Below are 24710 nucleotides of genomic sequence, written 5' to 3'. Positions count from 1 at the left end.
GGTGTGCGGCGCGCTCGTCGCGGGCGGGCGCGTCCGGGTGGAAGAATGGACGGCCCTTGTCCGGACCTTGTCCGGCCCCGTCCCGACGGGGCCGGACGCCCCGGACGAGCCCACACCCACTGCCAGGAGGACGCGCGCGTGACGACCACGGACGACGAGATCGCTCTCGAGCAGCGACAGGTCGACGTCGTCTACGGCAGGCTCGACGAGCTGCGCGCGCAGACGCGGGCGCGGCTCGCGGCGGTGCGGCGTGAGGGACCGTCGGGGTCGCCGCAGAACCGCAGCGAGCGCGACGCGTTCGCCACGCTGTACGAGGACCGCGTCGCGCAGCTGGAGGCGGTCGAGGAGCGGCTCGTGTTCGGCCGGCTCGACCTGGACGACGACTCCACGCGCTACGTCGGGCGCATCGGCCTCACGGACCCTGAGCAGACGCCGCTGCTCACCGACTGGCGCGCGCCCGCCGCGCGGGCGTTCTACCGCGCGACGGCGGCGCACCCCGACGGTGTGCGCCGCCGTCGGCACGTGGTCACGCGCGGGCGGACCGTCACGGGCGTCGAGGACGAGGTGCTCGACCTCGACCTGCTCGAGGGCGACCCGCAGGCGCTGTCCGGGCTGTCGGGCGAGGGTGCGCTGCTCGCCGGGCTGCGGGCGGGGCGCACCGGCCGCATGGGCGACATCGTCTCGACCATCCAGTCCGAGCAGGACGCGATCATCCGCTCCGAGCTCACGGGCGCGCTCGTCGTGCAGGGCGGTCCGGGGACCGGCAAGACCGCGGTCGCGCTGCACCGCGCCGCCTACCTGCTGTACGCGCACCGCCGCGTCCTCGAGCGCTCGGGCGTGCTGCTGGTCGGGCCGTCCCGCACGTTCCTGCGCTACATCGACCAGGTCCTGCCGTCGCTCGGCGAGACCGGCGTGGTCACGACGACGGTCTCCGACCTCGTGCCGGGCGTCGTCGCGAGCGGCACCGAGCCCGACGAGGTCGCGGCGGTCAAGGGCCGTGCGGTCATGGCGCAGGTGATCGCGCGCGCCGTGCGCGACCGTCAGCGCGTGCCCGCCGAGCCGACGACCGTGCGCATCGACGGACGGACCATCGTCGTGCGGCCGTCGGACGTGAGCCAGGCGATCGCCCGCGCGCGGCGCCTGCACCGCCCGCACAACCTGGCGCGCGTGGCGTTCGTGCGCGACATGCTCGGCAGGCTCGCGTCGCAGTACGTCGAGCAGCTCGCGTTCGACGTCCCTCCCGACGAGCGCGGCGAGATCCTCGAGGAGCTGCGCACGACGCGGGAGATCCGCATCGCGCTCAACCTCGCGTGGATGCCGCTGACGCCGCAGAAGCTGCTCGCCGACCTGTACGCCAAGCCGTGGCGGCTCGAGTCCGCGGCCCCGCAGCTCTCGCCGCGGGAGCGCGCGCTGCTCGCGCGCGACGCGGACGCGCCGTGGACCCCCGCGGACGTCCCGCTGCTCGACGAGGCCGCGGAGCTGCTCGGCGAGGACGACCAGGCCGTCAAGGCGCAGGCCCGCGCGGCGGCGGACGCGCGGCAGCGCGAGGTCGCGTACGCGCGGCAGGTGCTCGAGCAGACGGGCGGCGGTGCGTTCGTGTCGGCCGAGCTGCTCGCCGACCGGTTCGCGTCGGGCGGCCCCGCGCTGACGACCGCGGAGCGTGCGGCGGCCGACCGGTCGTGGACGTACGGGCACGTGGTCGTGGACGAGGCCCAGGAGCTGTCCGCCATGGCGTGGCGCGCGCTGCTGCGCCGCGTGCCGACCCGGTCGCTGACGATCGTCGGGGACGTCGCGCAGACGTCGTCGGCCGCGGGCGCCCGGCGGTGGGCCTCGATGCTGGACCCGGTCCTGCGCGGCTCGTGGCGCCAGGCCGAACTCACGGTCAACTACCGCACCCCCGCCCAGGTCGCGGACACCGCGGGACGGGTCGCGGACGCGGCGGGGCTCGTGCGCTCGACGCTCACGTCGGCCCGCGAGGTCCCGGACGCGCTCGAGGTCTCGAAGGTCGCCCCCGACGAGCTGACCGACGCCGCCGTGGAGGCCGCCGCCGCCGCGTCCCGCGTGGTGCACGACGAGTCCGGCGCGGGCCGCGTCGCGGTCGTCGCCGCACCCGAGCGCGTCGCGGCGCTGCGCGCCGCGGGGGCCGCCGCGGGGCTGCCCCTGCCGGTCGTCGGGACGGGCCTCGACCTCGACGCGCCCGTCGTCGTGCTCGACCCCCGCGAGGCGAAGGGCCTCGAGTTCGACGTCGTCGTGCTCGTCGAGCCCGCGCAGGTGCTCGAGCTGTCCGCGGGCGACCTGTACGTCGCGATGACGCGCCCCACGCGTGCGCTGCACGTGGTGCACGCGCGCGACCTGCCCGCGGGCTTCTGAGACCAGACGCGCGATGTCCGCGAGTCGGACACCGGCGCGCCCAGCACCCGGACAGGCGCACGATGGGCCCGTGCCCAAGGCCCTTCTTCTCGAGAACCTCCACCCGCAGGCCCGCACCATCCTGGAGTCGGCGGGCTTCGACGTCACGACGCGGACCGGCGCGCTCGACGAGTCCGAGCTGGTCGACGCCCTGCGGGGTGTCCACCTGCTCGGGATCCGCTCCAAGACGCAGGTCACCGCCGACGTCCTCGCGCAGGCGCCCGACCTCGTCGCGGTCGGCGCCTACTGCATCGGCACCAACCAGATCGACCTGCGCGCCGCAGCCTCCCTCGGCATCGCGACGTTCAACGCGCCGTTCTCGAACACGCGCTCGGTCGTCGAGATCGCGATCGCCGACATCATCGCGCTCACCCGCCGTCTCACGGTCTTCGACAAGGAGATGCACGACGGCATCTGGAACAAGTCCGCGACCGGTGCGCACGAGGTGCGGGGACGCACGCTCGGGATCATCGGCTACGGCAACATCGGCACGCAGCTGTCGGTGCTCGCCGAGAACCTCGGCATGTCCGTCGTGTTCTACGACACCGCCGAGAAGCTCGCGCTCGGCAACGCGCGCCGCGCGACCTCGCTCGACGAGCTGCTCGCCACCGCGGACGTCGTCACGCTGCACGTCGACGGACGGCCCGGCAACGCCGGGTTCTTCGGCGCCGAGCAGATCGCCCGCATGAAGCCCGGCGCGATCCTGCTCAACCTGTCGCGCGGCTTCGTCGTCGACCCCGCCGCGGTGCGCGACGCGATCGTCTCCGGCCACCTCTCGGGCGCCGCGGTCGACGTGTTCCCCGTCGAGCCCAAGCGCAAGGGCGACCCGTTCGACTCCGAGCTGCGCGGCCTGCCGAACGTCATCCTCACGCCGCACACCGGCGGGTCGACCGAGGAGGCGCAGGAGGCCATCGGCCAGTTCGTCTCGAACAAGGTCCGCGACTACCTCGGCACCGGGTCGACCACCCTGTCGGTCAACCTGCCGAACGTCGCGCTCGACCAGCCGCCCGGCGTGCACCGCATCGCGTACCTGCACCGCAACGTCCCCGGCGTGCTCGCCAAGGTCAACGCGACGCTCGCCGAGCACGGCGTCAACATCGAGGGCCAGCTCCTCGCGACACGCGGCGACCTCGGATACGTGGTGACCGACGCCGGCTCGCCCGTCGACGACTCGCTCGTGACCGCGCTGCGCTCGCAGCCCGAGGCGATCCGCCTGCGCCTGCTGTCCTGAGCCGTCCCGCCTCGGACGCACGAGAGAAGGCCCCGACCGGGACTCCCGGTCGGGGCCTTCTCTCGTCCACGCGTCGCGCGGCTGCTCGCGTCAGGCCGAGCCCGACTTGCGCTGGAACCGGCGCTGCGCCGGACCGCTCGTCTCGGAGCCGTGCACCGCGCCCGTGTTCGACTGGCCGTCCGCCGTGCGGTGGGCGGCACCCTTCTTGCGCTCGAGCGCCTCGCGGAACTTCGCCTTCGCGTCCTCGCTGACGGCCGTCTTCGTCTCGTCGTGCGCCATCGGCACCTCCTCGTCGTCGAAGCCCCAGCGTGACGGACGCGCCGCGCCGATGCCACCTCAATGCCCGACCGGTCGCGGTCGGCGGCGGTCAGTGGTGGGTCAGTGCCCGGTCAGACGATCTCCCGTTCGGCCGGCTTCACGGGGAGCCAGCGCTGCCACCAGCGCAGCACGTGCTCGAACCGCACCGCACGGTGCGACGGCCGGCCCGAGCGCGTGAGCTCGTGCCCCTCGCCCGGGAACAGCAGCAGCTCGCTCGGCACCCCGCGGCGCCGCAGCTCGACGAACCACCGCTGCCCCTGCTCCACCGGGCAGCGCCAGTCCTGCTCGGAGTGCACCACGAGCGTGGGCGTCCGGACCTCGCCCACGTGCGCCATGGGCGACTGCGCCGCCACCAGGTCCGCCTCCGTGTCCGGGTCGCCCAGGTACTCCAGGCCGAAGAACCAGCCGATGTCGCTCGACCCCGTGAAGCTCACCGGGTCGAGGAACCCCCGCTCCACGATCGCCGCGGCGAACCGCTGCGTGCGCGTCGTGAGCCACGCGGTGAGGTACCCGCCGTACGACCCGCCCATGACGCCCGTGCGCTGCGCGTCGAGCCGCGGGTCGGTCAGCGCCTCGTCGAGCAGCGCGATCACGTCGTCCGCGTCGACCGTGCCGAACGCCCGCAGGATCGCCCGGCCGTGCGCGCGGCCGCGGCCCGACGAGCCGCGCGGGTTGCCGTGGACGACCGCGTAGCCGGCCTCGGCGAGGGTCTGCACCTCGTCGAACAGCTCGTGCGTGTACTGCGCGAACGGGCCGCCGTGGATCAGCAGGACCGTCGGGTGCGGACCCGCGCCGAACCGCTCCGGGTCGGGCGTGGTGAGCCAGCCCTCGACCCGGTAGCCGTCGGGTGCGTGCGCGACGAGCGGCTCGGGCGCCCGCACGCGACCGGTCGCGCGCAGCGGCGCCGACCAGTCGGTCAGCGCTCGTCCCGTGCGGGCGGCCTCGTCCGGCCCGTCGCCGACGAGCACGAGGTCACCCGCGCTGTCCGGCGTCCCCCGGACCGCGACGACCGCACCGGCCGCTGCAGCGGCACCGCCGACGACGACGGCACCGTCGAGCAGGTCGCGCGAGTCGCCGTGGACGCCGACACGCGTGAGGTGAACGGCGCCCGAGCGCAGCGGCGCGACGAGCACCCCGTCGCCGACGGGCACGAGGACACCGGGGTCGAGGTCCACCGTGTCGGCGTCCGTCAGGCGCCGGGCGGGACCGGTCGGGCGGCCCTGCGCGAGAGGAACCTCGAACAGACCCGTCAGCGCGGCGACGAAGTCGCGGCCCGACTCGTCGACGTCCTCGGCGAGGACCCACACGCGTGAGCCGTCGGGGGCCGGCACCGCGCGCGACACCGCCAGGTTCGCGCCCGCGTCCGCGTCGGTCAGCGGCACGACCGGGGCGGTGCCGTCGACCGTCTCGAGGTCCTGCGGGACGAGCAGCGCCACCGCGTCGCGACGCAGGTCGTCCTCGCGCCCGGCGTGCCGGCGCAGGAGCGCGGCGACCGCCGAACCGTCCGGGAACCAGTGGGGCAGGTCCACGTCGTCGTCGGCCGACGTCAGCGCGTACGACGGCGGGACCGCGACCGCCGCACCGCGGGTGTCCGGCAGCTCGAGCACGAACACCTGCCGCACCCGGTCGCGCAGGTGCCCGACCCCGTCGACGCGGTTGCGCAGCTGCGTGATCAGCCGCGGGCGCTCCGCACCCGGGTCACCGTCCGCGACGTACCGGCCGTCCTCGGGGACACGCGCCACGTACGCGATGCGGCGGCCGTCGGGCGAGAACCGCGGCTGCCCCGCGCCGAGCGGCTGGTCCGTGACCCGGAACGGCTCACCGCCGCTCGCCTCGACGACGTACAGCTGCGGCTTGGCGCCGCCACCGGAGCGCACGAAGACGACCCAGCGGCCGTCGGGCGACACGTCGGGGGCGCTGTCGGCATGGCCGCGCGTCAGCGGCCGCGCGGGCGAGCCGTCGAGCGGGACGAGCCACAGCCCGCCGAGGTACTCGTCGCGGTCCGCGTCGGGCTGCGAGAGCGGCACGACCGCGGCGGACCCGTCCGGGAGCAGGACGGGAGTTCCGGGCACGCGCAGGAGGAACAGGTCGTCAGGGAGCATGCCTCGACCGTAACCCGCGCCCGGTGAGGCTCCGACCAGCGACCCACGCCACCGCCGGCGTTCCGCTCGGCTTCCGGTCGGCGAGCGATCAGTCCGCGGCGCCCGCCACCGCCGTCGACCCCGCGGCCTCGGCCGGGGCGTCCTCCTCGTCGTCGCGCGCGCTCCGGTCGCGGTCGTCGCGCTCCGCGCGGAGCACCGTGATCGCGGCCTCGAAGTCCTCGAGCGAGTCGAACGCCTGGTACACGCTCGCGAAGCGCAGGTACGCGACCTCGTCGAGCTCGCGCAGCGGCCCGAGGATCGCCAGGCCGATCTCGTACGCGTCGATCTCCGCCGAGCCCGACGACCGCAGCGTCTCCTCGACCTTCTGCGCGAGCAGCGCGAGGTCGTCCTCGCTCACGGGACGCCCCTGGCACGCCTTGCGCACGCCGCCGGCGATCTTGTCGCGGCTGAACGGCTCGGTGGCGCCCGAGCGCTTCACGACCGACAGGCTCGTCGTCTCGACCGTGGTGAACCGCCGGTTGCACGACGGACACTGGCGCCGACGGCGGATGGACGCGCCGTCGTCGGAGGTGCGGGAGTCGACCACCCGGGAGTCGGGGTGCCGGCAGAACGGGCAGTGCACCCTGGAGCCTCCTGCTGCGTCGCTGTCGTCTGCATCGCTGTCGTGTGCATCGCTGTCGTCGGAACGGTCTCCCCAGCGTCGGCTGCGGCACCCGGATCCCTGGACCCGGAGCCGCACCGCGCCGCGCGGACCGCCCACGCGACCGTAGGCCACGCCTCCCCCGGTCGCAAGGTCGCGGACGCGCGCCGGGGACGAGCACGGATCGGGAGGACGGGCGGTGTCACACCGCGCCCGCTCGCCTCATCACGAGCCCCAGCAGGTCGATGAGGCGAACCCGCAGCCGTAACCCGCAGCAGTACCAGTAGTACGTGCGATTCCTCGGACCTTGTCAGCCGTGCGGCTCGGCCGCAACGCACGCGGCCGGGACCGGCGGTGCTCAGCCGCGCGGGACGACGAGCTCCTGGCCGGCGTCCACGTGCGTACCCGACATGCCGTTGAGCCGGACCAGCTCGCGGACCTGGTGCTGCACCGACTCACCTTCCGCACGGGAGGCCGCCGCGATGTCCCACAGCGTGTCGCCGCTGCGCACCACGTACCGCTCGACCGTCATGCCCGTGTCGGCGCCGGCCGCGGCGTGCGACCCCAGCACGAACGCGACGCCGGAGACCGCGAGGGCGAGGGCCGCCACGACCGCCCGCCCTCGTCGGGTGAGGCGCAGCGGGACGTCCCCCGAACGGTGGCCGACCGCGGGCGCGGCGGTGCGCTCACGCTGCGCACGCCCCGGACGGGCCGTCGGACGACCCGCACCGGCACGACCCGATCCGAACACCTCGGGACCGATCACCATCGCGCTCATCGCTCTCCCTCTCCCTGACATCCGCCTCGCCCCGCACCGCCCGGTCGGCGTCCGCTCCCGGCCGTCGCGACCCGATGCTTCGTACGTGCGTTCGTCATACACCTGTTCGTCGTACGTCTGTACGAGTTCTACCAGAGGCCTGCGACACGCGTCCAGGGATGTCGAACAGATGTTTGAAATCGCCCGTCGGCCTGCGTAGGCTTCCTGCCGAGGAACAGCGCACCACCGACCACTGACATCCCCCGCGACGAGGCCGAGGACCACGGCCGCGAGACCGGACGGAGTCACCCGGGTGGGGCGGACCGGACGGCGGACCGACGACGTACCGGGAGGCCGGCCGACCACGGCCGGCGGCAGGGCGGACCGAAGGGGTGGACGTGACGGACCAGCGAACCGAGGACGTGACCGGGCAGCAGCAGCCCACCGCGGGCGGCGCCGCCGACGACGAGGGACGTCTGGGCACGGTGCACGAGATGCCGGAGACGCCACCCGGGCCCGACGGGCTGACCGCCCGTCAGCGCCTCGTCCTGCAGACCATCCGCGTGTCCGTCGAGACGCGCGGCTACCCGCCGAGCATGCGGGAGATCGGTGAGGCCGTCGGGCTCACGAGCCCGTCCAGCGTCAAGCACCAGCTCACCGCGCTCGAGCGCAAGGGCTACCTGCGCCGCGACCCCAAGCGCCCGCGGGCGATCGAGGTCGTCCACCCCGACGACTCGCGCGGCGTCCCGCAGTGGGGTGGTCAGGAGGCACCGCCCGAGGTCTCCCTCGGGGAGACGGGCGACGAGCAGCTCTCCGCGCCTGCGTACGTCCCGCTCGTCGGCCGCATCGCGGCCGGCGGTCCGATCCTCGCCGAGCAGGTGGTGGAGGACGTGTTCCCGCTCCCCCGCCAGCTCGTCGGGGAGGGCGAGCTGTTCATGCTCAAGGTCAGCGGTGACTCGATGGTGGACGCGGCGATCTGCGACGGCGACTGGGTCGTCGTGCGGCGCCAGCCCGTCGCGGAGAACGGCGAGATCGTCGCCGCGATGATCGACGGCGAAGCGACGGTCAAGACGCTGCGGCGCTCGGACGGGCACGTGTGGCTCCTGCCGCACAACGCCGCCTACGCGCCCATCCCCGGGGACGACGCCACGATTCTCGGCCGCGTCGTCAGCGTGCTGCGGAGCCTGTGACCGCCGTGCCCGGCCGACGTCCCGACCCGCCGCCCGGCCTCGGCCGGCGTCTGGCGGAGCGCTTCGGACGTCCTGACGACGAGCCGTCGGGACGCGTTCCAGACCGCGACGCACCCGCCGACGTGACGGCGGGCGACCCGCTCGGCGACACGGCCGACGAGGCGCCCGAGCCCGACGACGAACGCTGGGAGGACCGCACCTGGTCCGAGTGACCGACCGGCGGTCGACAGACGCACGACGGCCCGCCACCCGGAACCCCGGGCGGCGGGCCGTCGTCGTGCGTCAGAAGCCGAACCGTCGCGCGACGTCCCGGACCGCCTGCGCCGACGACCGCAGGCCGGACAGCTCGTCCACCGACATCGGGACCGGCAGCCGGTCGAGCACACCCGCCGAGCCGACGATCGACGGCACGGACAGGCACACGTCGTCGATGCCGTAGTAGCCCGTCAGCAGCGACGAGACGGGCAGCACGCGGCGCTCGTCCTTGAGGATCGCCTCGATGATGCGCGACCCCGCGAGCGCGACCGCGTAGTTCGTCGCGCCCTTGCCCTCGATGATCCGGTACGCGGACTCGACGACCTCGCGCGCGATCTCGTCGCGCACGGCGCTCGTGAGCGGCCCCTCACCCTCGATCCCCTGCCACTCGAGCAGCGGGATCGCGCCGATGGACGCCGAGCTCCACAGCGGCAGCTCGGAGTCGCCGTGCTCGCCCGCGATGTACGCGTGCACGTTCTGCACCGCGACGCCGGTGTGCTTGGCGATCAGGTACCGCAGACGCGAGGAGTCGAGCACCGTGCCCGACCCAAAGAGCTGCGTGGGCGGCAGGCCGGAGATCTTGAGCGACGCGTACGTCACGACGTCGACCGGGTTGGTGACCATGACGTAGACGGCGTTCGGCGCGACCTCGACGAGCGAGGGCAGGACCTTCTTCACGAGGCCGATGGTCGCCTCGGCGAGGTCGAGGCGCGTCTGCCCGGGCTTCTGCTTGGCGCCGGCGGTGAACACGACGACGTCGGCGTCCGCGCAGACCGCGATGTCGTCGGACCCGACCACCTCGGCCATGGACATGAACTGGATGCCGTGGCCCAGGTCGAGCGCCTCGGCCTCGACCTTCGCCTTGTTGATGTCGAACAGCGCGACGGTGCGCGCGGCGCCGCGCATGAGCGCCGCGTACGCCATCGTCGACCCGACCGCGCCGGCACCGACGATCGCGACCTTCGAGGTCCGCCGGTGGCTCGTCGCACCGGTGAGGCTGGGCTCCTCGTCGGCGAGGCTCTCGGCGATCTGCTCGGACATCGTGCGCCTCCTGGCATGGCGGTGGAACGGGGTGTGTGGCCCAGGAACCCGGGCCCAGGAACCCGGGCCCAGGGACCCGGGCCCATGAGCTGGGCCCATGACCTGCGGCTCCGCTGGTCACGGGCCGGCCCCCGCAGGCTACCGGCTCAGGAGTCGCGCAGGCGCGTCAGCGCGGCGAGCGCCACGTCCCGGTCGGTCGTCCGCCAGAACGCCGGCATGGAGCGCGCGAGGAACTCGCCGTAGCGGGCGGTCGCGAGCCGCGGGTCGAGCACCGCGACGACGCCCTTGTCCTGCGGGCCGCGCACGAGCCGTCCCGCGCCCTGCGCGAGGAGCAGCGCCGCGTGGGTCGCGGACACCGCCATGAACCCGTTGCCGCCCGAGCGGGCGACCACGTCGGCACGGGCCGAGCGCACCGGGTCGTCGGGGCGCGGGAACGGGATGCGGTCGATGATCACGAGCCGGCACGCACGTCCCGGCACGTCGACGCCCTGCCACAGCGCGAGCGTCCCGAACAGGCACGTCGGCTCGTCGGCGGCGAACTGCGCGACGAGCGTCGGGAGCTGGTCGTCGCCCTGGAGGAGCACCGGGACGTCGAGCCGCTCGCGCATCGCCTCGGCGGCGGCGTTCGCGGCACGGCGCGACGAGAACAGCCCGAGGGTCGCGCCGCCCGACGCGCGCACGAGGGCCTCGATCTCGTCGAGCTGGGCCTCGGTCGCGGGCTCTCGACCCGGGGGCGGCAGCCGCCGAGCGACGTAGCAGATGCCCTGCCTCGGGTAGTCGAACGGGCTGCCCACGTCGAGCCCGCGCCAGCGCACGGGTCCCGTCGCGTCCGCCTCGGGGGCCGGGTCCGCGCCCGGGACGCTCGTCGGCCCGACCGGTTCCGCGTCAGGCCGCAGCTCGAGCCCGACCGACCGCGCCATCGGGTCGAACGAGCCCCCGAGCGCGAGGGTCGCGGACGTCAGCACCGCGGTGCGCCCGGCGAACAGCTGCGTGCGGATGAGGCCGTTGACCGACAGCGGCGCGGCGAGCAGGCGCGTCGTGACCGCGCCCGAGCGGTCTTCGCCGCGCGCGCACCACATGACGGTCCGGGCGAGGTCCTCGGGGTCGGCGGTCATGCGCTCGGCGGTCTCGAACAGCGTGAGGACAGCGGACTGCGCGACCTTGCGCCCGCCGTCGGCCGGAGCGCTGCCGCCGCTCGCCCCCGCCTCGGGCCGCAGCAGCGACAGCAGCGTGCGGGCGGCGTCGCGCACGGTCGCGACCGCGTCGTGCACCGCGGGCGGCAGGCCGTCGGGGAACCGTCCCTCGGGCAGCGGGACGATCGCACCGGCGAGCGCCTCCCCCGCGGCCTCGAGGTCGCTCGCGGGGACGCCGCCGTGGCGGCGCGCGACGCGCGCGGCGTGCTGCACGACGGGCAGGGACAGCTCGGCGGTGGCCTGCGCCGTGACCCGGTCGGCGAGCTCGTGCGCCTCGTCGACGACGAGCACCTCGTGGTCGGGCAGGACGTGCGGCGAGCCGGACGCGGCGATGCCGAGCATCGCGTGGTTCGTCACGACGACGTCGGCCTCGCGGGCCGAGGCGCGTGCGCGCTCCGGGAAGCACTCGTCAAGCTTGGGGCACGCCGACCCGATGCACTCGAGCGACGTGACGGACACCTGGCGCCACGCGCGGTCGGTGACGCCCGGGACCAGGTCGTCGCGGTCGCCCGTGTCCGTCTCCTGCGCCCACTCGCGCAGCCGGACGACCTGCTTGCCGAGGCTCGCGGGCGCCGCGTCCCCCGCGTCGGGGTGCTCGGCCGTGCCGGCACGCTCGGGGAGGTCGAACAGCGCACCCTGGTCGTCCGCGGGGTAGCCGCCCTCGACCTTGTGCAGGCACAGGTAGTTGTGCCAGCCCTTGAGCAGCGCGATGTGCGGCCGCCGGGGCAGGTGGGGGGCGAGAGCGTCCGCGACGAGCGGCAGGTCGCGTGTGAGGACCTGCCGCTGCAGCGCGAGGGTCGCGGTCGAGACGATCACGCGCTCGTCGGCGTGCACGGCGTGCCGGACCGCCGGCACCAGGTACCCGAGCGACTTGCCCGTCCCCGTGCCGGCCTGGACGAGCAGGTGCTCGCCGGTGTCCAGCGACTGCGCGGCCGCCCGCGCCATGAGGTGCTGGCCGTCGCGCCGTGCGCCGCCGAGAACACCGACGGCGACGTCCAGCAGCTCGTCGACGGCCTGGTCGCGCTCGGCCGAGCGGACCGGCGACGCCTCGACGTCCTCCGTGACCCCGTCGTCGGCGGAGGCTGCGGACGAGGGGGACGGCATCGGGCCAGCCTAGTGCGCGCCGAGGACACGCCCTGCGCCGGCGGGCCGCCGGGAGGTGCCGACGGGCGGTGCCGACGGGGGGTGCCGACGGGAGGCGCCGACCGCCACGCCCGCCGAAGGGCGGACGGCGTCAGGCGCGGCGGACCGCCGCCGCCTCGAGCTCGGCGGCCAGCGACTCGTCGACGCGCGCGCGCAGCGCGGTCCCGTCGGCCGTGTGCTCCTCGTGGTCGATGTCACCGTGCTCGTGCACGCGGCTCACCAGGTCGCCGCGGTGGTAGGGCACCACCACGTCGACGCTGACCCCCGGGCGCGGGAGCTGGTCCGCGATGAGCGCCTGCAGCTCGGTGATGCCCTCACCGCTGTGCGCCGAGACCACGATCGAGTGCAGCTCGCGCGAACGCAGGCGCGCGATCGCCTCGGGCGAGGCGAGGTCGGCCTTGTTGAGCACGATGATCTCGGGCACGTCCATCGCGCCGGGGATGTCGGCGAACACGTGGCGCACGGCCGCGATCTGACCCTCGGGGTCGGGGTGCGAGGCGTCGACGACGTGCAGGATGAGGTCCGCGTCGGCGACCTCCTCGAGCGTCGAGCGGAACGCCTCGACGAGCTGGTGCGGCAGCGCGCGCACGAACCCGACGGTGTCGGCCAGCGTGTAGACCCGCCCGTCGACGGTCTCCGCGCGCCGGACGGTCGGGTCGAGCGTCGCGAACAGCGCGTTCTCGACGAGCACGCCCGCGTTGGTGAGCCGGTTGAGCAGCGAGGACTTGCCCGCGTTGGTGTAGCCCGCGATCGCGACCGACGGGATGGCGTTGCGGCGGCGCGACGCGCGCTTGGTCAGCCGCGCGGGCTGCATCGCGGCGATCTCGCGGCGGAGCTTGGCCATGCGGTTGCGGATGCGCCGGCGGTCGAGCTCGATCTTCGTCTCGCCGGGTCCGCGCGAGCCCATGCCGGCGCCCGCGCCACCGACCTGGCCACCGGCCTGGCGGGACATCGACTCGCCCCAGCCACGCAGGCGCGGCAGCAGGTACTCGAGCTGCGCGAGCTCGACCTGCGCCTTGCCCTCACGGGACTTGGCGTGCTGCGCGAAGATGTCGAGGATCAGCGCGGTCCGGTCGACGACCTTGACGCGCACGATGTCCTCGAGCGCGCGGCGCTGCGAGGGCGCGAGCTCGCCGTCGACGACGACGGTGTCCGCGCCCACGGCCGCGACGACGGACGCGAGCTCGGCGGCCTTGCCGGAGCCGAGGTAGGTGCCCGGGTCGGGCTTCGCGCGGCGCTGCAGGAGGCCCTCGAGGACCTGCGAGCCGGCCGTCTCGGCGAGCGCCGCGAGCTCCCGCAGGGACACCTCGGCCTCGCCGAGCGTGCCGTTCGCGGACCCGGCTCCGCTCGAGCCCCAGACGCCGACGAGCACGACCTTCTCGAGACGCAGCTCGCGGTACTCGACCTCGGTGACGTCCTCGAGCTCGGTCGACAGCCCCGCGACGCGCCGCAGCGACGTGCGCTCCTCGAGGTCCAGCTGGTCGCCGTCGAACGACGAGTGCACGGTGCCGCCGGCGTGCAGCGCGGTCCCCGCCCTCGCGAGCACCCGCGCCACCACGTCGTCGGCCACCTGCTGCGGCGAGCGGGGCTCGTCCGGCGTGGGGCTCGGTGTGGTGGTGCTGTGGGTCTCGCTCACGCGGCTCCTTCGACGTCGCTGGTCCGGTCCGGCGCGGGGCGCACGCCTGCCGCGTCCCGTCCAGGGTCGCACGCCCGCGCGCACGCGGCGACGCGTTTTCGCTCCGGGCGCAGCGCGCGCGCAGCGATACCCTCGCCCCGTGGCCGTCGACCACTACTTCACCGCCCAGCCCGCGTCCCCCGACGAGCGTCGCACCGTCGTCGTGCACCTCGCGGGGCGCGAGCTGACCCTGCAGACCGCCGGCGGGGTGTTCTCCCCCGACCACGTCGACCACGCGACGCGCGTGCTGCTCGACGAGGCGCCGCCGCCCCCGAGTCGCGGCGACCTGCTCGACCTCGGCTGCGGGTGGGGACCGATGACGCTCGAGCTCGCGCTGCGCTCCCCCGGTGCCCGCGTGTGGGCCGTCGACGTCAACGAGCGCGCCCTCGACCTCGTGCGGCACAACGCGATCGCGGTCGGGGCCGCGAACGTCTCGGCCGTGCAGCCCGACGACGTGCCCGACGACGTGCGGTTCGCCGCGATCTGGTCGAACCCGCCGATCCGGGTCGGCAAGCAGGCGCTGCACGAGCTGCTGCTGCGCTGGCTGCCGCGCCTGGCGCCGGGCGGCTCCGCGTTCCTCGTCGTCGGCAAGAACCTCGGTGCGGACTCGCTGCACCGGTGGCTGGCCGACGAGCTCGCGGGGCGGGCCGAGGTGACGCGGCGGGCGAGCGCCAAGGGCTTCCGCGTGCTGGAGATCACGGCGGCCGACGCCGCCGCGTGACCGGTGCCGTGGGCGGCGGCGCCTAGGGTGCTGCGGTGCCCGCCACCGTGACCGCCGACTCCCGCGCCGCCTGGACCCGGCTGCGCGCCACCACGTGGGCGCTGTGCGCGATCGTCTTCCTCGCCGCGTTCGAGTCGCTCGCGGTGACGACCGTGATGCCCACGGTCTCGCTCGAGCTCGACGGCGCCGGGCTGTACGCGGTGGCGTTCGCCGCTCCCCTCGCCTCGGGCGTCGTCGGCATGGTGCTCGCGGGTGCGTGGGCGGACCGTGCCGGGCCCGCGAAGCCGCTGGTCGCGGCCGCGGCGGCGTTCGTCCTGGGCCTGCTCGTCGCGGGCCTCGCGCCGACGATGGTGGTCCTCGCGGGGGGCCGGCTCCTGCAGGGCCTCGGCGGCGGCGCGCTCACGGTCGTGTCGTACGTCGTCGTCGCCCGCCTGTACCCCGGTGAGGTGCACGCACGGGTCTTCGCGGGGTTCTCCGCGGCGTGGGTCGTGCCGTCGCTCGTCGGCCCGCCCGTCGCGGGCTTCGTCACCGAGCACCTGCACTGGCGCTGGGTGTTCCTCGCCGTCGCCGTGCTCGTCGTCCCCGTGGTCGCCGTGGTCCTGCGGCGCGTCGCGTCGATCCCCGCGCCCGACGCGAAGGACGGATCGTCCGACGACGCGGCGGACGGCTCCTGGGCCGCCGCGCGGCGCCGCGTCCGGTGGGCCGTGCTCGCGGCGGTCGCGGTCCTCGCCCTCGGTGCGAGCGCCGAGCTCGGAGGTGCCGCGACGGCCGTGACCGCGCTCGTCGGCGCCGTCGGTGCGCTCGTCGCCCTCGCACGGCTCGTCCCCGCAGGCACGTTGCGCGCGGTGCGCGGCCTGCCCGCGGTCGTCGCGTCGCGCGGGCTGCTCGCGGGCGCGTTCTTCGGCGCGGAGGTGTACCTGCCGTACCTGCTCACGCGCCGGTACGACGTCGCCGCGACGCTCGCGGGCGTGACGCTCACGGGCGCTGCGCTGACCTGGGCGCTCGCCTCCTGGGTGCAGGGTCGGCTCGGCGAGACCCGGCTCGCGCACCCCCGCGCGATCGGCGTGGGCACGCTCGTCGTCGCCGTCGGGATCGCGGGCACGACGCTCGCCGCGGCGGTGCACGCGCCCGTCCCCGTGCTCGTCGTGACGTGGGCGACCGCCGGGTTCGGGATGGGGCTGACGTACGCGCGCCAGTCGGTGCTCGTGCTGCGGTACTCGTCGAAGGACGCGGCCGGGACCAACAGCTCGGCGCTGTCGGTCGCGGACTCGATCGGCGCGTCGATGGCCCTCGCGGTCACCGGGGTCCTGTTCGCGGCCGTGTCCGACCGCGGCGGCGACGTGCCGTACGTCGCGTGCCTCGCGCTGACGGTCGTCCTCGCGGTGGGCTCCGGCCTCGTCGCCCGCCGTGTGGGTACGCGTCAGGCCACGGAGGTCGGGCCCGCCGACGTGGCGCCCACCGACTCGAGCGCCGCGCGGACCTGAGCCAGCCGCGGCACCCCGGCCGCCAGGAACCGCACGACGCCGTCGGCGTCGAGGACCAGCGTGGTCGGGGTGGACAGGACGTCCAGCCGACGCCCGAGCCTCTCCCCCAGCGGTCCCGCGACGTCGAGCTCGACCAGCCGCACGCCGTCGGTCGTCCCCACTGCGCGCTGCAGCACGACGCGCGCCATGCGGCACGGCTGGCAGAACGTGCTCGACAGCTCGACGACCGTGGCGCGCGCACCGAGCGACCCGCCCAGCTCGTCGGGCGTCACCGTGACGCGTCCGGTGCCGGCCCTCTCGTCGGCCTGCACGCCGCTCACGCGCCGAGCAGCGCCGTCACGTCGACGTCCATCTCCCCGACGAGCACCGCAGGCCCCGCGAGCTCGGCGTGGCCGCCCGCGAGCGCGGTGACCCGGACGGTGCCGCCCGGCACGTCCACGAGCCACACGTCGGGGGCGCCGGCTCCGGCCCAGGTCCGCACGGCCATGGCCGCGGCGACCGCACCCGTCCCGCACGAGCGGGTCTCGCCCACGCCGCGCTCGTGCACGCGCATGCGCAGCCGCCCCGTGAGGCTCCCGTCGACGACGGACTCGCCGAGCGGCACGACGAGCTCGACGTTCGTGCCGTGCGGGGGGCCGGGCTCGACGCGCGGTGCGGTCGTGAGGTCGGCGGTCTCGAGTACGGCGGCGTCGGGCAGCGCGAGGACGCTGTGCGGGTTGCCGACGTCGACGGACAGCGCGGGACGCGGGACGTCGAGCCCCGCGACCGTGACCTCGGCGTCGCGGCCCGCGGCCTCCGCGGCGGCGCCGCCCGGCAGGTGCCAGCGGCCGATGTCGAACGCGAACCACGCACCGTCGGGGGCCTCCTGCGGCACCGGGACGCGACGCACGCGCATGACGCCCGCGCGCGTGCCGACCGCGAGCTCGTCGCCCTCGCCCCACAGGCCGAGCCGGTCGAGGTACAGCGCGAACACGCGCACGCCGTTGCCGCACATCTCGGCGACCGAGCCGTCCGCGTTGCGGTAGTCCATGAACCAGCGCGCGTCGGGTGCGCTCTCGAGCAGGTGCGCGCCCTCGGGCACGTGCTGCGTGCCGACGAGCCGGATCACGCCGTCGCCGCCCACGCCCGCGCGTCGGTCGGCGAGCGCCCGGACGAGCGCCGCGGACAGGTCGAGCCGGCCGTCGCGGTCGTCGATCAGGACGAAGTCGTTCTGCGTCCCGTGGCCCTTGGTGACGTGCAGGGTCCCGGTGAGGGACGTGGCTGCGGCGAGGTCCACGGCGGCGGAGGTCATGAGCCCAGACTACGGCGGGGCGCGGGGTCGTCCGTGGCGTGTCCGAGGCGGCCCGCGTCGGCCTCGCCGACGAGCGCGAGCGCCCGCGCGACGAGGTCGGGGTCGCGTGAGTCGAGCCAGTGCACGCGCGGGTCCCGCCCGAACCAGCCCATCTGCTTGCGCGCGAGCCGCCGCGTTCCGGCGGTGATCGCGTCGCGCGCCTCGTCGGGCGTCAGCTCGCCGCGCAGCAGCGCGGCCGTCTCCGCGTACCCCACCGCGCGCGCCGCGGTACGCCCCAGGCCGTGCTCGAGGAGCCGCTCGACCTCGGCCACGAGGCCGTCGTCGAACATCCGCGCGGTGCGGGCCGCGACGCGCTCGTCGAGCACCGCCCGGTCGCAGTCGAGCCCGATCTGCACCGCGGGCACCTCGTACACGTGCTGCGGCAGCGACGAGGAGTACGGGCGGCCGGTGAGCTCGATGACCTCGAGCGCGCGCACGACCCGCCGCGCGTTGCGCGGCCCGATCGACGCGGCCGCCGTCGGGTCGAGGCGCTCGAGCTCGGCGTGCAGCGCACGCGACCCCTCGGCCTCGACGCGCTGCTCGAGCCGCGCGCGCACGTCCGGGTCGGTCCCGGGGAACTCCATGTGGTCGAGCAGGGCGCGCACGTACAGCCCCGATCCGCCCGCGGCGACGACGCGCGCACCCCGCGCGTGGCAGTCGTCGACCGCGGCGCGGGCGAGCGCCTGGTAGTCCGCGACGCTCGCCTCCTCGCGCGGGTCGAGCACGTCGAGCAGGTGGTGCGGCACGCCGCGCCGCTCGTCGGGCGTGAGCTTCGCAGTGCCGACGTCCATGCCGCGGTAGAGCTGCAGCGCGTCGGCGTTGAGGACCTCGCCGCGCAGGGCGAGCGCGAGCTCGACGGCGAGGTCGGACTTGCCGGTCGCGGTGGGGCCGACGACGGCGACGACGAGCGGGCTCATGCGGCCACCCACGTCCCGACGACGTGCTGCGCGCCGAGCAGGAGCGCGCTGTGCACGTCGGCGACGACGTCGGCGCGGCCGCGCGCGCCGAGCAGCACCTGCCACGGCCCCCAGCCGGTGACGGCGAGCGCCGCGGCCTCGTCGGCGTCGAGCGCGGCGAGCCGCCCGGCCGCCTCCGGGTCGGCGGTCGCGAGGTCCGCCACCAGGCGCTCGTCGTAGGCGGGCGCGGCCGGGTCGTCGGCGAGGGGCGCGTCGGGGCCGTGCCGCCCGCTCGCCGACCCGACGACGACCAGGGCCGTGCGACCCGCGTCGACGACGAGCCGTCCGGCGGCCCGCAGCCCGTCGGCCGCGCCGGCGCGCGGGACGCTCCCGACGAGGAGGCACGCGGTCGGCCCGGACCAGCCGGCGGCGGCGAGCAGGTGCAACGCGACGGCCGCACCGGCGGGCGCGACCAGGCGGTCCTGCGCGGGCACGGCACCGGGGTCCGCGGCGTCGACGAGGTCACGGACGACCTCGTCGACCAGCAGGTGGTCCGGCACGCCGACGGGCGCGAGCGACGCGCGCACCCGCCCGACGAGCGCCACGACCGCGTCGTCGGGACGGGGAGGCGGCCGGTCGTCGGGCGCGACGACGACCACGCGGTCGACGCCACGCGTCGCCGCCGCGACCGCGTCCAGGGCGGCCGCACGCAACGGACGCGCGGCGTCGCGGCGTCCGCTCGCCCCGGGGACCAGCAGGACCGTGTCGGGGACGAGGGCGGCGGCGACGAGCATGGGACCGAACCTAGCCGCTCGCGCGGCCCGCCCCGCGCCGGTGCGGGCTCAGCTCTCGCGGGCCGCCGCGATCCGTGCGCGGTGCTCCTCGACCGCCTGCGGGTAGGCCTCGTCGAGGTGCGCGAAGAACGCGAGCGCCGTCGACACCGCGCAGCCCAGGTGCTGGTCGATCTGCTCGTCGGCGACGCCCGGCGCGTAGTCCACCGCGTGCTCCGCGTAGATCCCCAGCTGGTCCTCCTCCACCCGCACGTACGTCTTCGGGAACACCTTGGCGGTGTTCCACGCGTTCGCGAGCTCGAGCACCTCGAGGTACGCCGACGCGGGCAGCACCCGCGACCAGCGTCCGCGCACCTGCAGGAACTCGCGCTCGGGCCCGATCCGCACGAAGTAGAAGACGTGGTCGTCCCAGATCCCGCCCACGTCGCCGTCGGAGTCGATCGCGTACCGGTACCCGTGCGCGTCCAGCGTCGCGGTGATCCGCTCGTTCGTCAGGGGCTCCAGCGCCGTGGTCGGCTCGGGTGCGGGCCCGGCGGGCTCGGGCTGGTCGTTCCGGGTGAAGAAGCCCACGGGGGCACCGTCCTCGTCGTCGTCGTGCGCGATCGTCGCGACCCTAGCCCGCGCGCGGGGCACCCGGCGAACGCGCCACCCGGCCCGCGGTGCGCACCCCGCGTCCACCTTTCGGGACGCCCACCGCGATCCCGTGCGGGCGCCCGGGTAGTGTCGCCCCATGACCGCCAAGCCCGACGAGCACCGCCCCTGGTGGCGGCGCCGGCGAGCGTCGACGGGCACCGGGCGGGCCCGCGGACCCGCCGCCGACCCGAGCGACGACGAGCTGCACGACAGCGTCACGCGGCTGCTCGCGCGCGAGCTGGGCGTCGCCGAGCCCGCGCCGGAGCACCCGCGGGCGGTCACGCCGGCCCGCATCGCCGCCTGGATGAGCGACAACCACTTCAGCTACTTCGTCGACAACGACGGCGACCTCGGCGGCCTGTGGCGGGGGCGGCTGTTCTACTTCTTCCTCTTCGGAGAGAGCTCGGAGATCCTGCAGGTCCGCGGCCAGTGGCACCGCGAGATCGCGATCGAGCGTCTCGAGGAGGTGCTCGACCTGTGCAACGAGTGGAACGCCGACCGGATCTGGCCCAAGGCGTACGTGCGCGTGCGGGACAACGGGCGCGTGCACGTCGTCTCGGAGGTCGCGACCGACCTCGAGCACGGCGCGACGGACGCGCAGCTCTCGCAGCTGCTGTTCTGCGGGCTGTCGACCGGGTCGATGTTCTTCGACGCGCTCGACGAGAAGTACCCCGACCCCGCCGGGAGCATGCCGTGAGCGGGCCCGGCTGGCTGCTGCGCGTGCTCGGCGGCCTGCCGAAGCCGCCGAAGGACGTGCCCTCCGACGACGAGGAGCCGCGTCCCGTCACGCGGGACCGCATCGGCGACTACCTGCTGAGCAAGGGGTACCGCTTCATCGTCGACGACGACGGCGACCTCACCGGCACGTGGGACGGCAGCCGGTTCTGGTTCCTGCTGCTCGGCGAGCACGACGAGATCGTGCAGGTGCGCGGCCGGTGGCAGCGGCAGGTCCCGCTCGAGCAGCGCGGCGCGGTCGCGCTCGCGATGAACGACTGGAACCGCGAGCGCATCTGGCCCAAGGCGTACGTGCGCGAGGAGGAGGGCATGCTCGCCCTGTACTCCGAGGTCAGCGCGGACTTCGAGCCGGGTGCGACCGACGCGCAGCTCGCGCAGGTGCTCGCGTGCGGGCTCGGCACGGGCGTGCAGCTGTTCGCGGCGCTCGAGGCCACGATCCCCGGACCGGGTCCGGCCACCGCGCTGCCCGACGACTGACCTGCCCGACGACTGAACTGCCCGACGACTGCTCTGCCCGACGGCTGGGCGGACCGGTCGCTGCGCTGCCGGGCTTGCGTCAGCGGACCGCGAGCGTCGGCATGCCCAGGCTCACCGGGCCGGCGGGCGCGCCGCCCGTGCCGCACGCGCCACCCGCGTGCTCGTCGTGCTCGTCGTCGCCCGCCTGCCGCGCCGCCCACGCGTCACCGGCGCGCGTGCGGCGCACGGCGAACGGGCCGCCCGTGACGGCCGAGTCCGCGACGAGGTGGTGCGGGGCGCCGTGCGTGACCTGGACCGTCACGAGGTCGCCGGGCCGCGGCGCGTCGGCCGCGGCGAGGTCGGCCGGCAGCGCGAGGTGCACGAGCCGGTTGTCCGCCGCGCGCCCCGAGATGCGGCGCGTCTCGCCGTCCTTGCGCCCCTCGCCCTCGGCGACGAGCACCTCGACGACGCGCCCCTCCTGCGCCGCGTTCTCCTGCGCGCAGATCCGCTCCTGCAGCGCGACGAGCCGCTCGTAGCGCTCCTGCACGACGGCCTTCGGCAGCTGGTCGGGCAGGTCCGCGGCGGGCGTGCCCGGGCGCGGCGAGTACTGGAACGTGAACGCCGACGAGAACCGCGACGCCTCGACGACCCGCAATGTCTCCTCGAAGTCCTCGTCGGTCTCCCCCGGGAAGCCGACGATGACGTCCGTCGTGATCGCGGCGTGCGGGATCTGCGCGCGCACCCGGTCGAGGATGCCGAGGAACTTCTCCGAGCGGTACGAGCGGCGCATCGCGCGCAGGACGCGGTCCGAGCCCGACTGCAGCGGCATGTGCAGCGACGGCATCACCGTGGGCGTCTGCGCCATCGCCGCGATGACGTCGTCGGTGAACGCCGCCGGGTGGGGCGAGGTGAACCGCACGCGCTCGAGGCCCTCGACCGCGCCGACCGCGCGCAGCAGCTTGGCGAACGCGCCGCGGTCGCCGAACCCCACGCCGTAGGAGTTCACGTTCTGCCCGAGCAGCGTCACCTCGATCGCGCCCGTCGCGACGAGCGCCTCCACCTCGGCGAGGATCTCGCCCGGCCGACGGTCGCGCTCCTTGCCCCGCAGGTGCGGGACGATGCAGAACGTGCAGGTGTTGTTGCAGCCCACGCTGATCGACACCCAGCCCGCGTAGACGGACTCGCGGCGCGTCGGCAACGTCGACGGGAAGACCTTGAGGGACTCCTCGATCTCGACCTGTGCGCGCTCGTTGTGCCGGGCGCGCTCCAGCAGCGCCGGCAGCACGTCGAGGTTGTGCGTGCCGAACACCACGTCCACCCACGGCGCACGCTCGACGATGCCTGCGCGGTCCTTCTGCGCGAGGCAGCCGCCGACCGCGATCTGCATGCCGCCCGGGCGGCTGCGCTTGGTGCCCGCGAGGCGCCCGAGGTTCCCGTACAGCTTGTCGGCGGCGTTCTCGCGTACCGCGCACGTGTTGATGACGACGACGTCCGCGTCCTCCGCGGCGACCTGCTCCGGCGTCGCGGCGACGTAGCCCGCCTGCTCGAGCATGCCGGCCATGTGCTCGGAGTCGTGCACGTTCATCTGGCAGCCGAGCGTCTTGACCAGGTACGTACGCGCCTGCGCCTCGGCGGGCGCGGGCGTCGTCGCGGACGCGGGCGTGCGGGCGAGGGCGGGGGCAGGCAGGGTCGTGGACATCACCGACCAGGGTACGACCGCTGTCGGGGGGCTCAGGTCGACGCAGTCCCGACGTGCACCGCGAGCCCCCCGACCGCACGTCCGGTTCGCGCAGATGTTGCCTGATCGAAACCCGCAGAAGGATGCACTACCAGGCATTTCCCCCTACGTTCGTCGAATGGCGGACCTCGCGACAGGACCTTCCGGACCTGCTGCACGCGACGACGTGGGCGCGCCCCTCGTCGAGCTGCGCGGCGTCGACAAGCACTTCGGCCCCCTGCACGTCCTCAAGCAGATCGACCTCACGGTCGCGCGCGGCGAGGTCGTCGTGATCATCGGGCCCTCCGGGAGCGGCAAGTCCACGCTGTGCCGCACCATCAACCGGCTCGAGACCATCGACTCGGGGACGATCACGATCGACGGGCGCGAGCTGCCCGCCGAGGGGCGCGAGCTCGCCCGGTTGCGCGCCGACGTCGGCATGGTGTTCCAGTCGTTCAACCTGTTCGCGCACAAGACCGTGCTGGAGAACGTCACGCTCGGGCCGATCAAGGCCAAGGGCGTCAAGCGGGCCGCGGCGCGCACGCGCGCGATGGAGCTGCTCGACCGCGTCGGCGTCGCGAACCAGGCCGAGAAGCTGCCCGCGCAGCTCTCGGGCGGCCAGCAGCAGCGCGTCGCGATCGCCCGCGCGCTCGCGATGGACCCCAAGGTCATGCTGTTCGACGAGCCGACCTCGGCGCTCGACCCCGAGATGATCAACGAGGTCCTCGACGTCATGGTCGGGCTCGCGCGCGACGGCATGACGATGCTGGTGGTGACCCACGAGATGGGCTTCGCGCGCCGCGCCGCGCACCGCGTGGTCTTCATGGACGGTGGCGAGATCGTCGAGCAGGCCGACCCCGAGACGTTCTTCACGTCACCGTCGAGCGCGCGCGCCCGCGACTTCCTGTCCAAGATCCTCACCCACTGACGCCACCCACCGGCTCACGACCGAAGCCCGACCGACCCGCCGACCGGCCCCCGACCGACCCCGCTGAGCTTCCCGAACGGAACGCAGTCACCCGACACGAAGGGACCCACCATGACCCGCTCCACGCACCGCCCACGCCGCACCGCAGGCGTCGCCGCGCTCGGCCTCGTCGCCGCCCTCGCCCTGGTGGCCTGCTCCTCCGACGACGGTGACGACGGGGCCACCGACGGCGGCACGGGAGGCGGTGGCGGCACCATCCGCATCGGCATCAAGTTCGACCAGCCGGGCCTCGGCTTCAAGGACGGCGACGAGTACACCGGGTTCGACGTCGACGTCGCGCGCTACGTCGCGGACAAGCTCGGCTACTCCGAGGACCAGATCGAGTTCGTCGAGTCCCCGTCCGCGCAGCGCGAGACCATGCTGCAGAACGGCCAGGTCGACATGATCTTCGCGACGTACTCGATCACCGACACGCGCAAGGAGGTCATCTCCTTCGCCGGTCCGTACTTCGTCGCCGGTCAGGACCTGCTCGTCGCGGTCGACGACACGTCCATCGGCGGGCCCGAGGACCTCGACGGCAAGAACCTGTGCTCGGTGACGGGGTCCACGTCCGCGCAGCGCATCAAGGACGAGTACGCCACGGGCACCAACCTGCTCGAGCAGCCGGGCTACAGCGAGTGCGTCACGGCGCTCACCGCCGGCACCGTCGACGCGGTCACCACCGACGACATCATCCTCGCCGGCCTCGCGGCCATCCCCGCGAACGAGGGCAAGGTCAAGGTCGTCGGCAACCCGTTCTCCGAGGAGAACTACGGCGTCGGCCTGCCGAAGGACTCCGACAAGTGCCAGGCCGTCACCGACGCGATCAACGCGATGCTCGAGGACGGCTCGTGGCAGAAGGCGCTCGACGACAACGTCAGCGCGTCCGGGTACGAGCCGAACGCCGACCTCAACCCGCCCACGCCCGCGGCCTGCGAGTGACCCCTGACGTCCGGTCGGGCTGCCACGGCGGTCCGGCCGGACGTCGGCGGACGGACGGATACGTGCACCACGCGTGACAGGAGG

Annotated in this window: 23 protein-coding genes; 10 read left to right on the top strand and 13 right to left on the bottom strand. The window is 74.8% G+C overall.

The genetic code is table 11. The features are described from left to right. Positions 1 to 138 precede the first annotated feature (138 nt). Together F1D97_RS10125 and serA are read left to right on the top strand one after the other, a co-directional pair. Entirely contained in the window at positions 139 to 2370 is a 2232-nt protein-coding gene (locus F1D97_RS10125) for a HelD family protein (protein WP_236120402.1), read from the top strand. A 70-nt stretch (positions 2371 to 2440) separates the two neighbouring features. Beyond that, the gene (serA, locus tag F1D97_RS10120; RefSeq protein ID WP_236120401.1) at positions 2441 to 3640 is read left to right on the top strand and encodes a phosphoglycerate dehydrogenase; all 1200 of its coding nucleotides are present in this window, start codon (positions 2441 to 2443) and stop codon (positions 3638 to 3640) included. 90 nt (positions 3641 to 3730) lie between these two features. On the opposite strand, the gene F1D97_RS10115 is transcribed toward serA, so the two are convergent. The 4 genes from F1D97_RS10115 to F1D97_RS10100 all read right to left on the bottom strand — a co-directional run bounded on the left by F1D97_RS10115 (position 3731) and on the right by F1D97_RS10100 (position 7478). Continuing rightward, a complete protein-coding gene (locus F1D97_RS10115) occupies positions 3731 to 3919 on the bottom strand; it encodes a DUF5302 domain-containing protein (protein WP_236120400.1) in 189 nt (62 codons plus the stop codon). A gap of 110 nt (positions 3920 to 4029) precedes the next feature. Continuing rightward, positions 4030 to 6060 carry a S9 family peptidase gene (locus F1D97_RS10110; RefSeq protein ID WP_236120399.1) on the bottom strand — a complete coding sequence of 677 codons (2031 nt, stop codon included), beginning with the start codon at positions 6058 to 6060 and terminating at the stop codon, positions 4030 to 4032. An 88-nt stretch (positions 6061 to 6148) separates the two neighbouring features. Beyond that, positions 6149 to 6682, bottom strand: coding sequence for a transcriptional regulator NrdR (nrdR, locus tag F1D97_RS10105; protein WP_236120398.1), 534 nt, complete (start codon positions 6680 to 6682; stop codon positions 6149 to 6151). A gap of 376 nt (positions 6683 to 7058) precedes the next feature. Continuing rightward, complete coding sequence (locus F1D97_RS10100) at positions 7059 to 7478, bottom strand: LysM peptidoglycan-binding domain-containing protein (RefSeq protein WP_236120397.1); 420 nt, start codon at positions 7476 to 7478, stop codon at positions 7059 to 7061. A gap of 473 nt (positions 7479 to 7951) precedes the next feature. Between F1D97_RS10100 and lexA the strand changes: the two genes are divergently transcribed. Then, positions 7952 to 8647 carry a transcriptional repressor LexA gene (gene lexA, locus F1D97_RS10095; protein ID WP_236123557.1) on the top strand — a complete coding sequence of 232 codons (696 nt, stop codon included), beginning with the start codon at positions 7952 to 7954 and terminating at the stop codon, positions 8645 to 8647. Continuing rightward, positions 8644 to 8859 carry a hypothetical protein gene (locus F1D97_RS10090; protein WP_236120396.1) on the top strand — a complete coding sequence of 72 codons (216 nt, stop codon included), beginning with the start codon at positions 8644 to 8646 and terminating at the stop codon, positions 8857 to 8859. Before lexA ends, F1D97_RS10090 begins: the two co-directional genes overlap by 4 nt. A 70-nt stretch (positions 8860 to 8929) precedes the next feature. Here F1D97_RS10090 and F1D97_RS10085 read toward each other — a convergent pair whose 3' ends face one another. The 3 genes from F1D97_RS10085 to hflX form a co-directional block, all read right to left on the bottom strand. Continuing rightward, complete coding sequence (locus F1D97_RS10085; protein WP_236120395.1) at positions 8930 to 9943, bottom strand: L-lactate dehydrogenase; 1014 nt, start codon at positions 9941 to 9943, stop codon at positions 8930 to 8932. A gap of 146 nt (positions 9944 to 10089) precedes the next feature. Beyond that, positions 10090 to 12240 carry an ATP-dependent DNA helicase gene (locus tag F1D97_RS10080; protein ID WP_236120394.1) on the bottom strand — a complete coding sequence of 717 codons (2151 nt, stop codon included), beginning with the start codon at positions 12238 to 12240 and terminating at the stop codon, positions 10090 to 10092. 130 nt (positions 12241 to 12370) lie between these two features. Next, positions 12371 to 13915 (bottom strand): GTPase HflX, encoded by a 1545-nt coding sequence (gene hflX, locus F1D97_RS10075; protein ID WP_236120393.1) that lies wholly within the window; start codon positions 13913 to 13915, stop codon positions 12371 to 12373. A 139-nt stretch (positions 13916 to 14054) separates the two neighbouring features. Between hflX and F1D97_RS10070 the strand changes: the two genes are divergently transcribed. After that, a complete protein-coding gene (locus F1D97_RS10070; protein ID WP_236120392.1) occupies positions 14055 to 14675 on the top strand; it encodes a class I SAM-dependent methyltransferase in 621 nt (206 codons plus the stop codon). Positions 14676 to 14710: 35 nt separating this feature from the next. Continuing rightward, positions 14711 to 16159: an MFS transporter gene (locus F1D97_RS10065; RefSeq protein WP_236120391.1), complete on the top strand. Its 1449-nt coding sequence runs from the start codon at positions 14711 to 14713 to the stop codon at positions 16157 to 16159. On the opposite strand, the gene F1D97_RS10060 is transcribed toward F1D97_RS10065, so the two are convergent. From F1D97_RS10060 to F1D97_RS10040, 5 genes are read right to left on the bottom strand one after another with little or no spacing between them, the layout of a single operon-like run. Further along, positions 16096 to 16479 carry a TlpA family protein disulfide reductase gene (locus F1D97_RS10060; protein WP_236120390.1) on the bottom strand — a complete coding sequence of 128 codons (384 nt, stop codon included), beginning with the start codon at positions 16477 to 16479 and terminating at the stop codon, positions 16096 to 16098. The genes F1D97_RS10065 and F1D97_RS10060 overlap by 64 nt on opposite strands. Continuing rightward, complete coding sequence (dapF, locus tag F1D97_RS10055; protein ID WP_236120389.1) at positions 16476 to 17450, bottom strand: diaminopimelate epimerase; 975 nt, start codon at positions 17448 to 17450, stop codon at positions 16476 to 16478. Before dapF ends, F1D97_RS10060 begins: the two co-directional genes overlap by 4 nt. Continuing rightward, positions 17447 to 18406, bottom strand: coding sequence for a tRNA (adenosine(37)-N6)-dimethylallyltransferase MiaA (gene miaA, locus F1D97_RS10050; RefSeq protein WP_236120388.1), 960 nt, complete (start codon positions 18404 to 18406; stop codon positions 17447 to 17449). Before miaA ends, dapF begins: the two co-directional genes overlap by 4 nt. Continuing rightward, positions 18403 to 19179 (bottom strand): class III extradiol ring-cleavage dioxygenase family protein, encoded by a 777-nt coding sequence (locus F1D97_RS10045; RefSeq protein ID WP_236120387.1) that lies wholly within the window; start codon positions 19177 to 19179, stop codon positions 18403 to 18405. The genes miaA and F1D97_RS10045 overlap by 4 nt, the downstream gene beginning before the upstream one ends. Before the next feature lie 48 nt (positions 19180 to 19227). Then, on the bottom strand, positions 19228 to 19746 hold the full coding sequence (locus tag F1D97_RS10040) for a type III secretion system chaperone family protein (RefSeq protein ID WP_236120386.1): 519 nt from the start codon (positions 19744 to 19746) through the stop codon (positions 19228 to 19230). Positions 19747 to 19906: 160 nt separating this feature from the next. Between F1D97_RS10040 and F1D97_RS10035 the strand changes: the two genes are divergently transcribed. Beyond that, positions 19907 to 20506 carry a type III secretion system chaperone family protein gene (locus F1D97_RS10035; protein WP_236120385.1) on the top strand — a complete coding sequence of 200 codons (600 nt, stop codon included), beginning with the start codon at positions 19907 to 19909 and terminating at the stop codon, positions 20504 to 20506. Further along, on the top strand, positions 20503 to 21021 hold the full coding sequence (locus F1D97_RS10030) for a type III secretion system chaperone family protein (protein WP_236120384.1): 519 nt from the start codon (positions 20503 to 20505) through the stop codon (positions 21019 to 21021). Before F1D97_RS10035 ends, F1D97_RS10030 begins: the two co-directional genes overlap by 4 nt. A gap of 79 nt (positions 21022 to 21100) precedes the next feature. Here the strand turns inward: F1D97_RS10030 and miaB are convergent, their stop codons facing one another. Beyond that, positions 21101 to 22699, bottom strand: a complete 1599-nt coding sequence (miaB, locus tag F1D97_RS10025; protein ID WP_236120383.1) for a tRNA (N6-isopentenyl adenosine(37)-C2)-methylthiotransferase MiaB — start codon at positions 22697 to 22699, stop codon at positions 21101 to 21103. A 157-nt stretch (positions 22700 to 22856) separates the two neighbouring features. On the opposite strand from miaB, the gene F1D97_RS10020 reads away from it, so the two are divergent. Together F1D97_RS10020 and F1D97_RS10015 are read left to right on the top strand one after the other, a co-directional pair. Continuing rightward, entirely contained in the window at positions 22857 to 23645 is a 789-nt protein-coding gene (locus F1D97_RS10020; RefSeq protein WP_236120382.1) for an amino acid ABC transporter ATP-binding protein, read from the top strand. A 111-nt stretch (positions 23646 to 23756) separates the two neighbouring features. Then, on the top strand, positions 23757 to 24626 hold the full coding sequence (locus F1D97_RS10015) for a glutamate ABC transporter substrate-binding protein (RefSeq protein ID WP_236120381.1): 870 nt from the start codon (positions 23757 to 23759) through the stop codon (positions 24624 to 24626). Positions 24627 to 24710: the final 84 nt, after the last annotated feature.

The sequence above is a fragment of the Cellulomonas palmilytica genome (assembly GCF_021590045.1).
Lineage (GTDB): Bacteria > Actinomycetota > Actinomycetes > Actinomycetales > Cellulomonadaceae > Cellulomonas > Cellulomonas palmilytica.
The sequence above is the reverse complement of the archived record's forward strand: the minus strand, read 5'-3'. Positions and strand labels throughout refer to the sequence as shown.

What these genes read in the sequence shown, in the direction of transcription:
- F1D97_RS10115 (WP_236120400.1), bottom strand. Translation starts at nt 3,919, where the DNA reads ATGGCGCACGACGAGACGAAGACGGCCGTCAGCGAGGACGCGAAGGCG.
- F1D97_RS10110 (WP_236120399.1), bottom strand. Translation starts at nt 6,060, where the DNA reads ATGCTCCCTGACGACCTGTTCCTCCTGCGCGTGCCCGGAACTCCCGTC.
- F1D97_RS10100 (WP_236120397.1), bottom strand. Translation starts at nt 7,478, where the DNA reads ATGAGCGCGATGGTGATCGGTCCCGAGGTGTTCGGATCGGGTCGTGCC.
- lexA (WP_236123557.1), top strand. Translation starts at nt 7,952, where the DNA reads ATGCCGGAGACGCCACCCGGGCCCGACGGGCTGACCGCCCGTCAGCGC.
- F1D97_RS10085 (WP_236120395.1), bottom strand. Translation starts at nt 9,943, where the DNA reads ATGTCCGAGCAGATCGCCGAGAGCCTCGCCGACGAGGAGCCCAGCCTC.
- F1D97_RS10080 (WP_236120394.1), bottom strand. Translation starts at nt 12,240, where the DNA reads ATGCCGTCCCCCTCGTCCGCAGCCTCCGCCGACGACGGGGTCACGGAG.
- dapF (WP_236120389.1), bottom strand. Translation starts at nt 17,450, where the DNA reads ATGACCTCCGCCGCCGTGGACCTCGCCGCAGCCACGTCCCTCACCGGG.
- miaA (WP_236120388.1), bottom strand. Translation starts at nt 18,406, where the DNA reads ATGAGCCCGCTCGTCGTCGCCGTCGTCGGCCCCACCGCGACCGGCAAG.
- F1D97_RS10045 (WP_236120387.1), bottom strand. Translation starts at nt 19,179, where the DNA reads ATGCTCGTCGCCGCCGCCCTCGTCCCCGACACGGTCCTGCTGGTCCCC.
- F1D97_RS10035 (WP_236120385.1), top strand. Translation starts at nt 19,907, where the DNA reads ATGACCGCCAAGCCCGACGAGCACCGCCCCTGGTGGCGGCGCCGGCGA.
- miaB (WP_236120383.1), bottom strand. Translation starts at nt 22,699, where the DNA reads ATGTCCACGACCCTGCCTGCCCCCGCCCTCGCCCGCACGCCCGCGTCC.
- F1D97_RS10020 (WP_236120382.1), top strand. Translation starts at nt 22,857, where the DNA reads ATGGCGGACCTCGCGACAGGACCTTCCGGACCTGCTGCACGCGACGAC.
- F1D97_RS10015 (WP_236120381.1), top strand. Translation starts at nt 23,757, where the DNA reads ATGACCCGCTCCACGCACCGCCCACGCCGCACCGCAGGCGTCGCCGCG.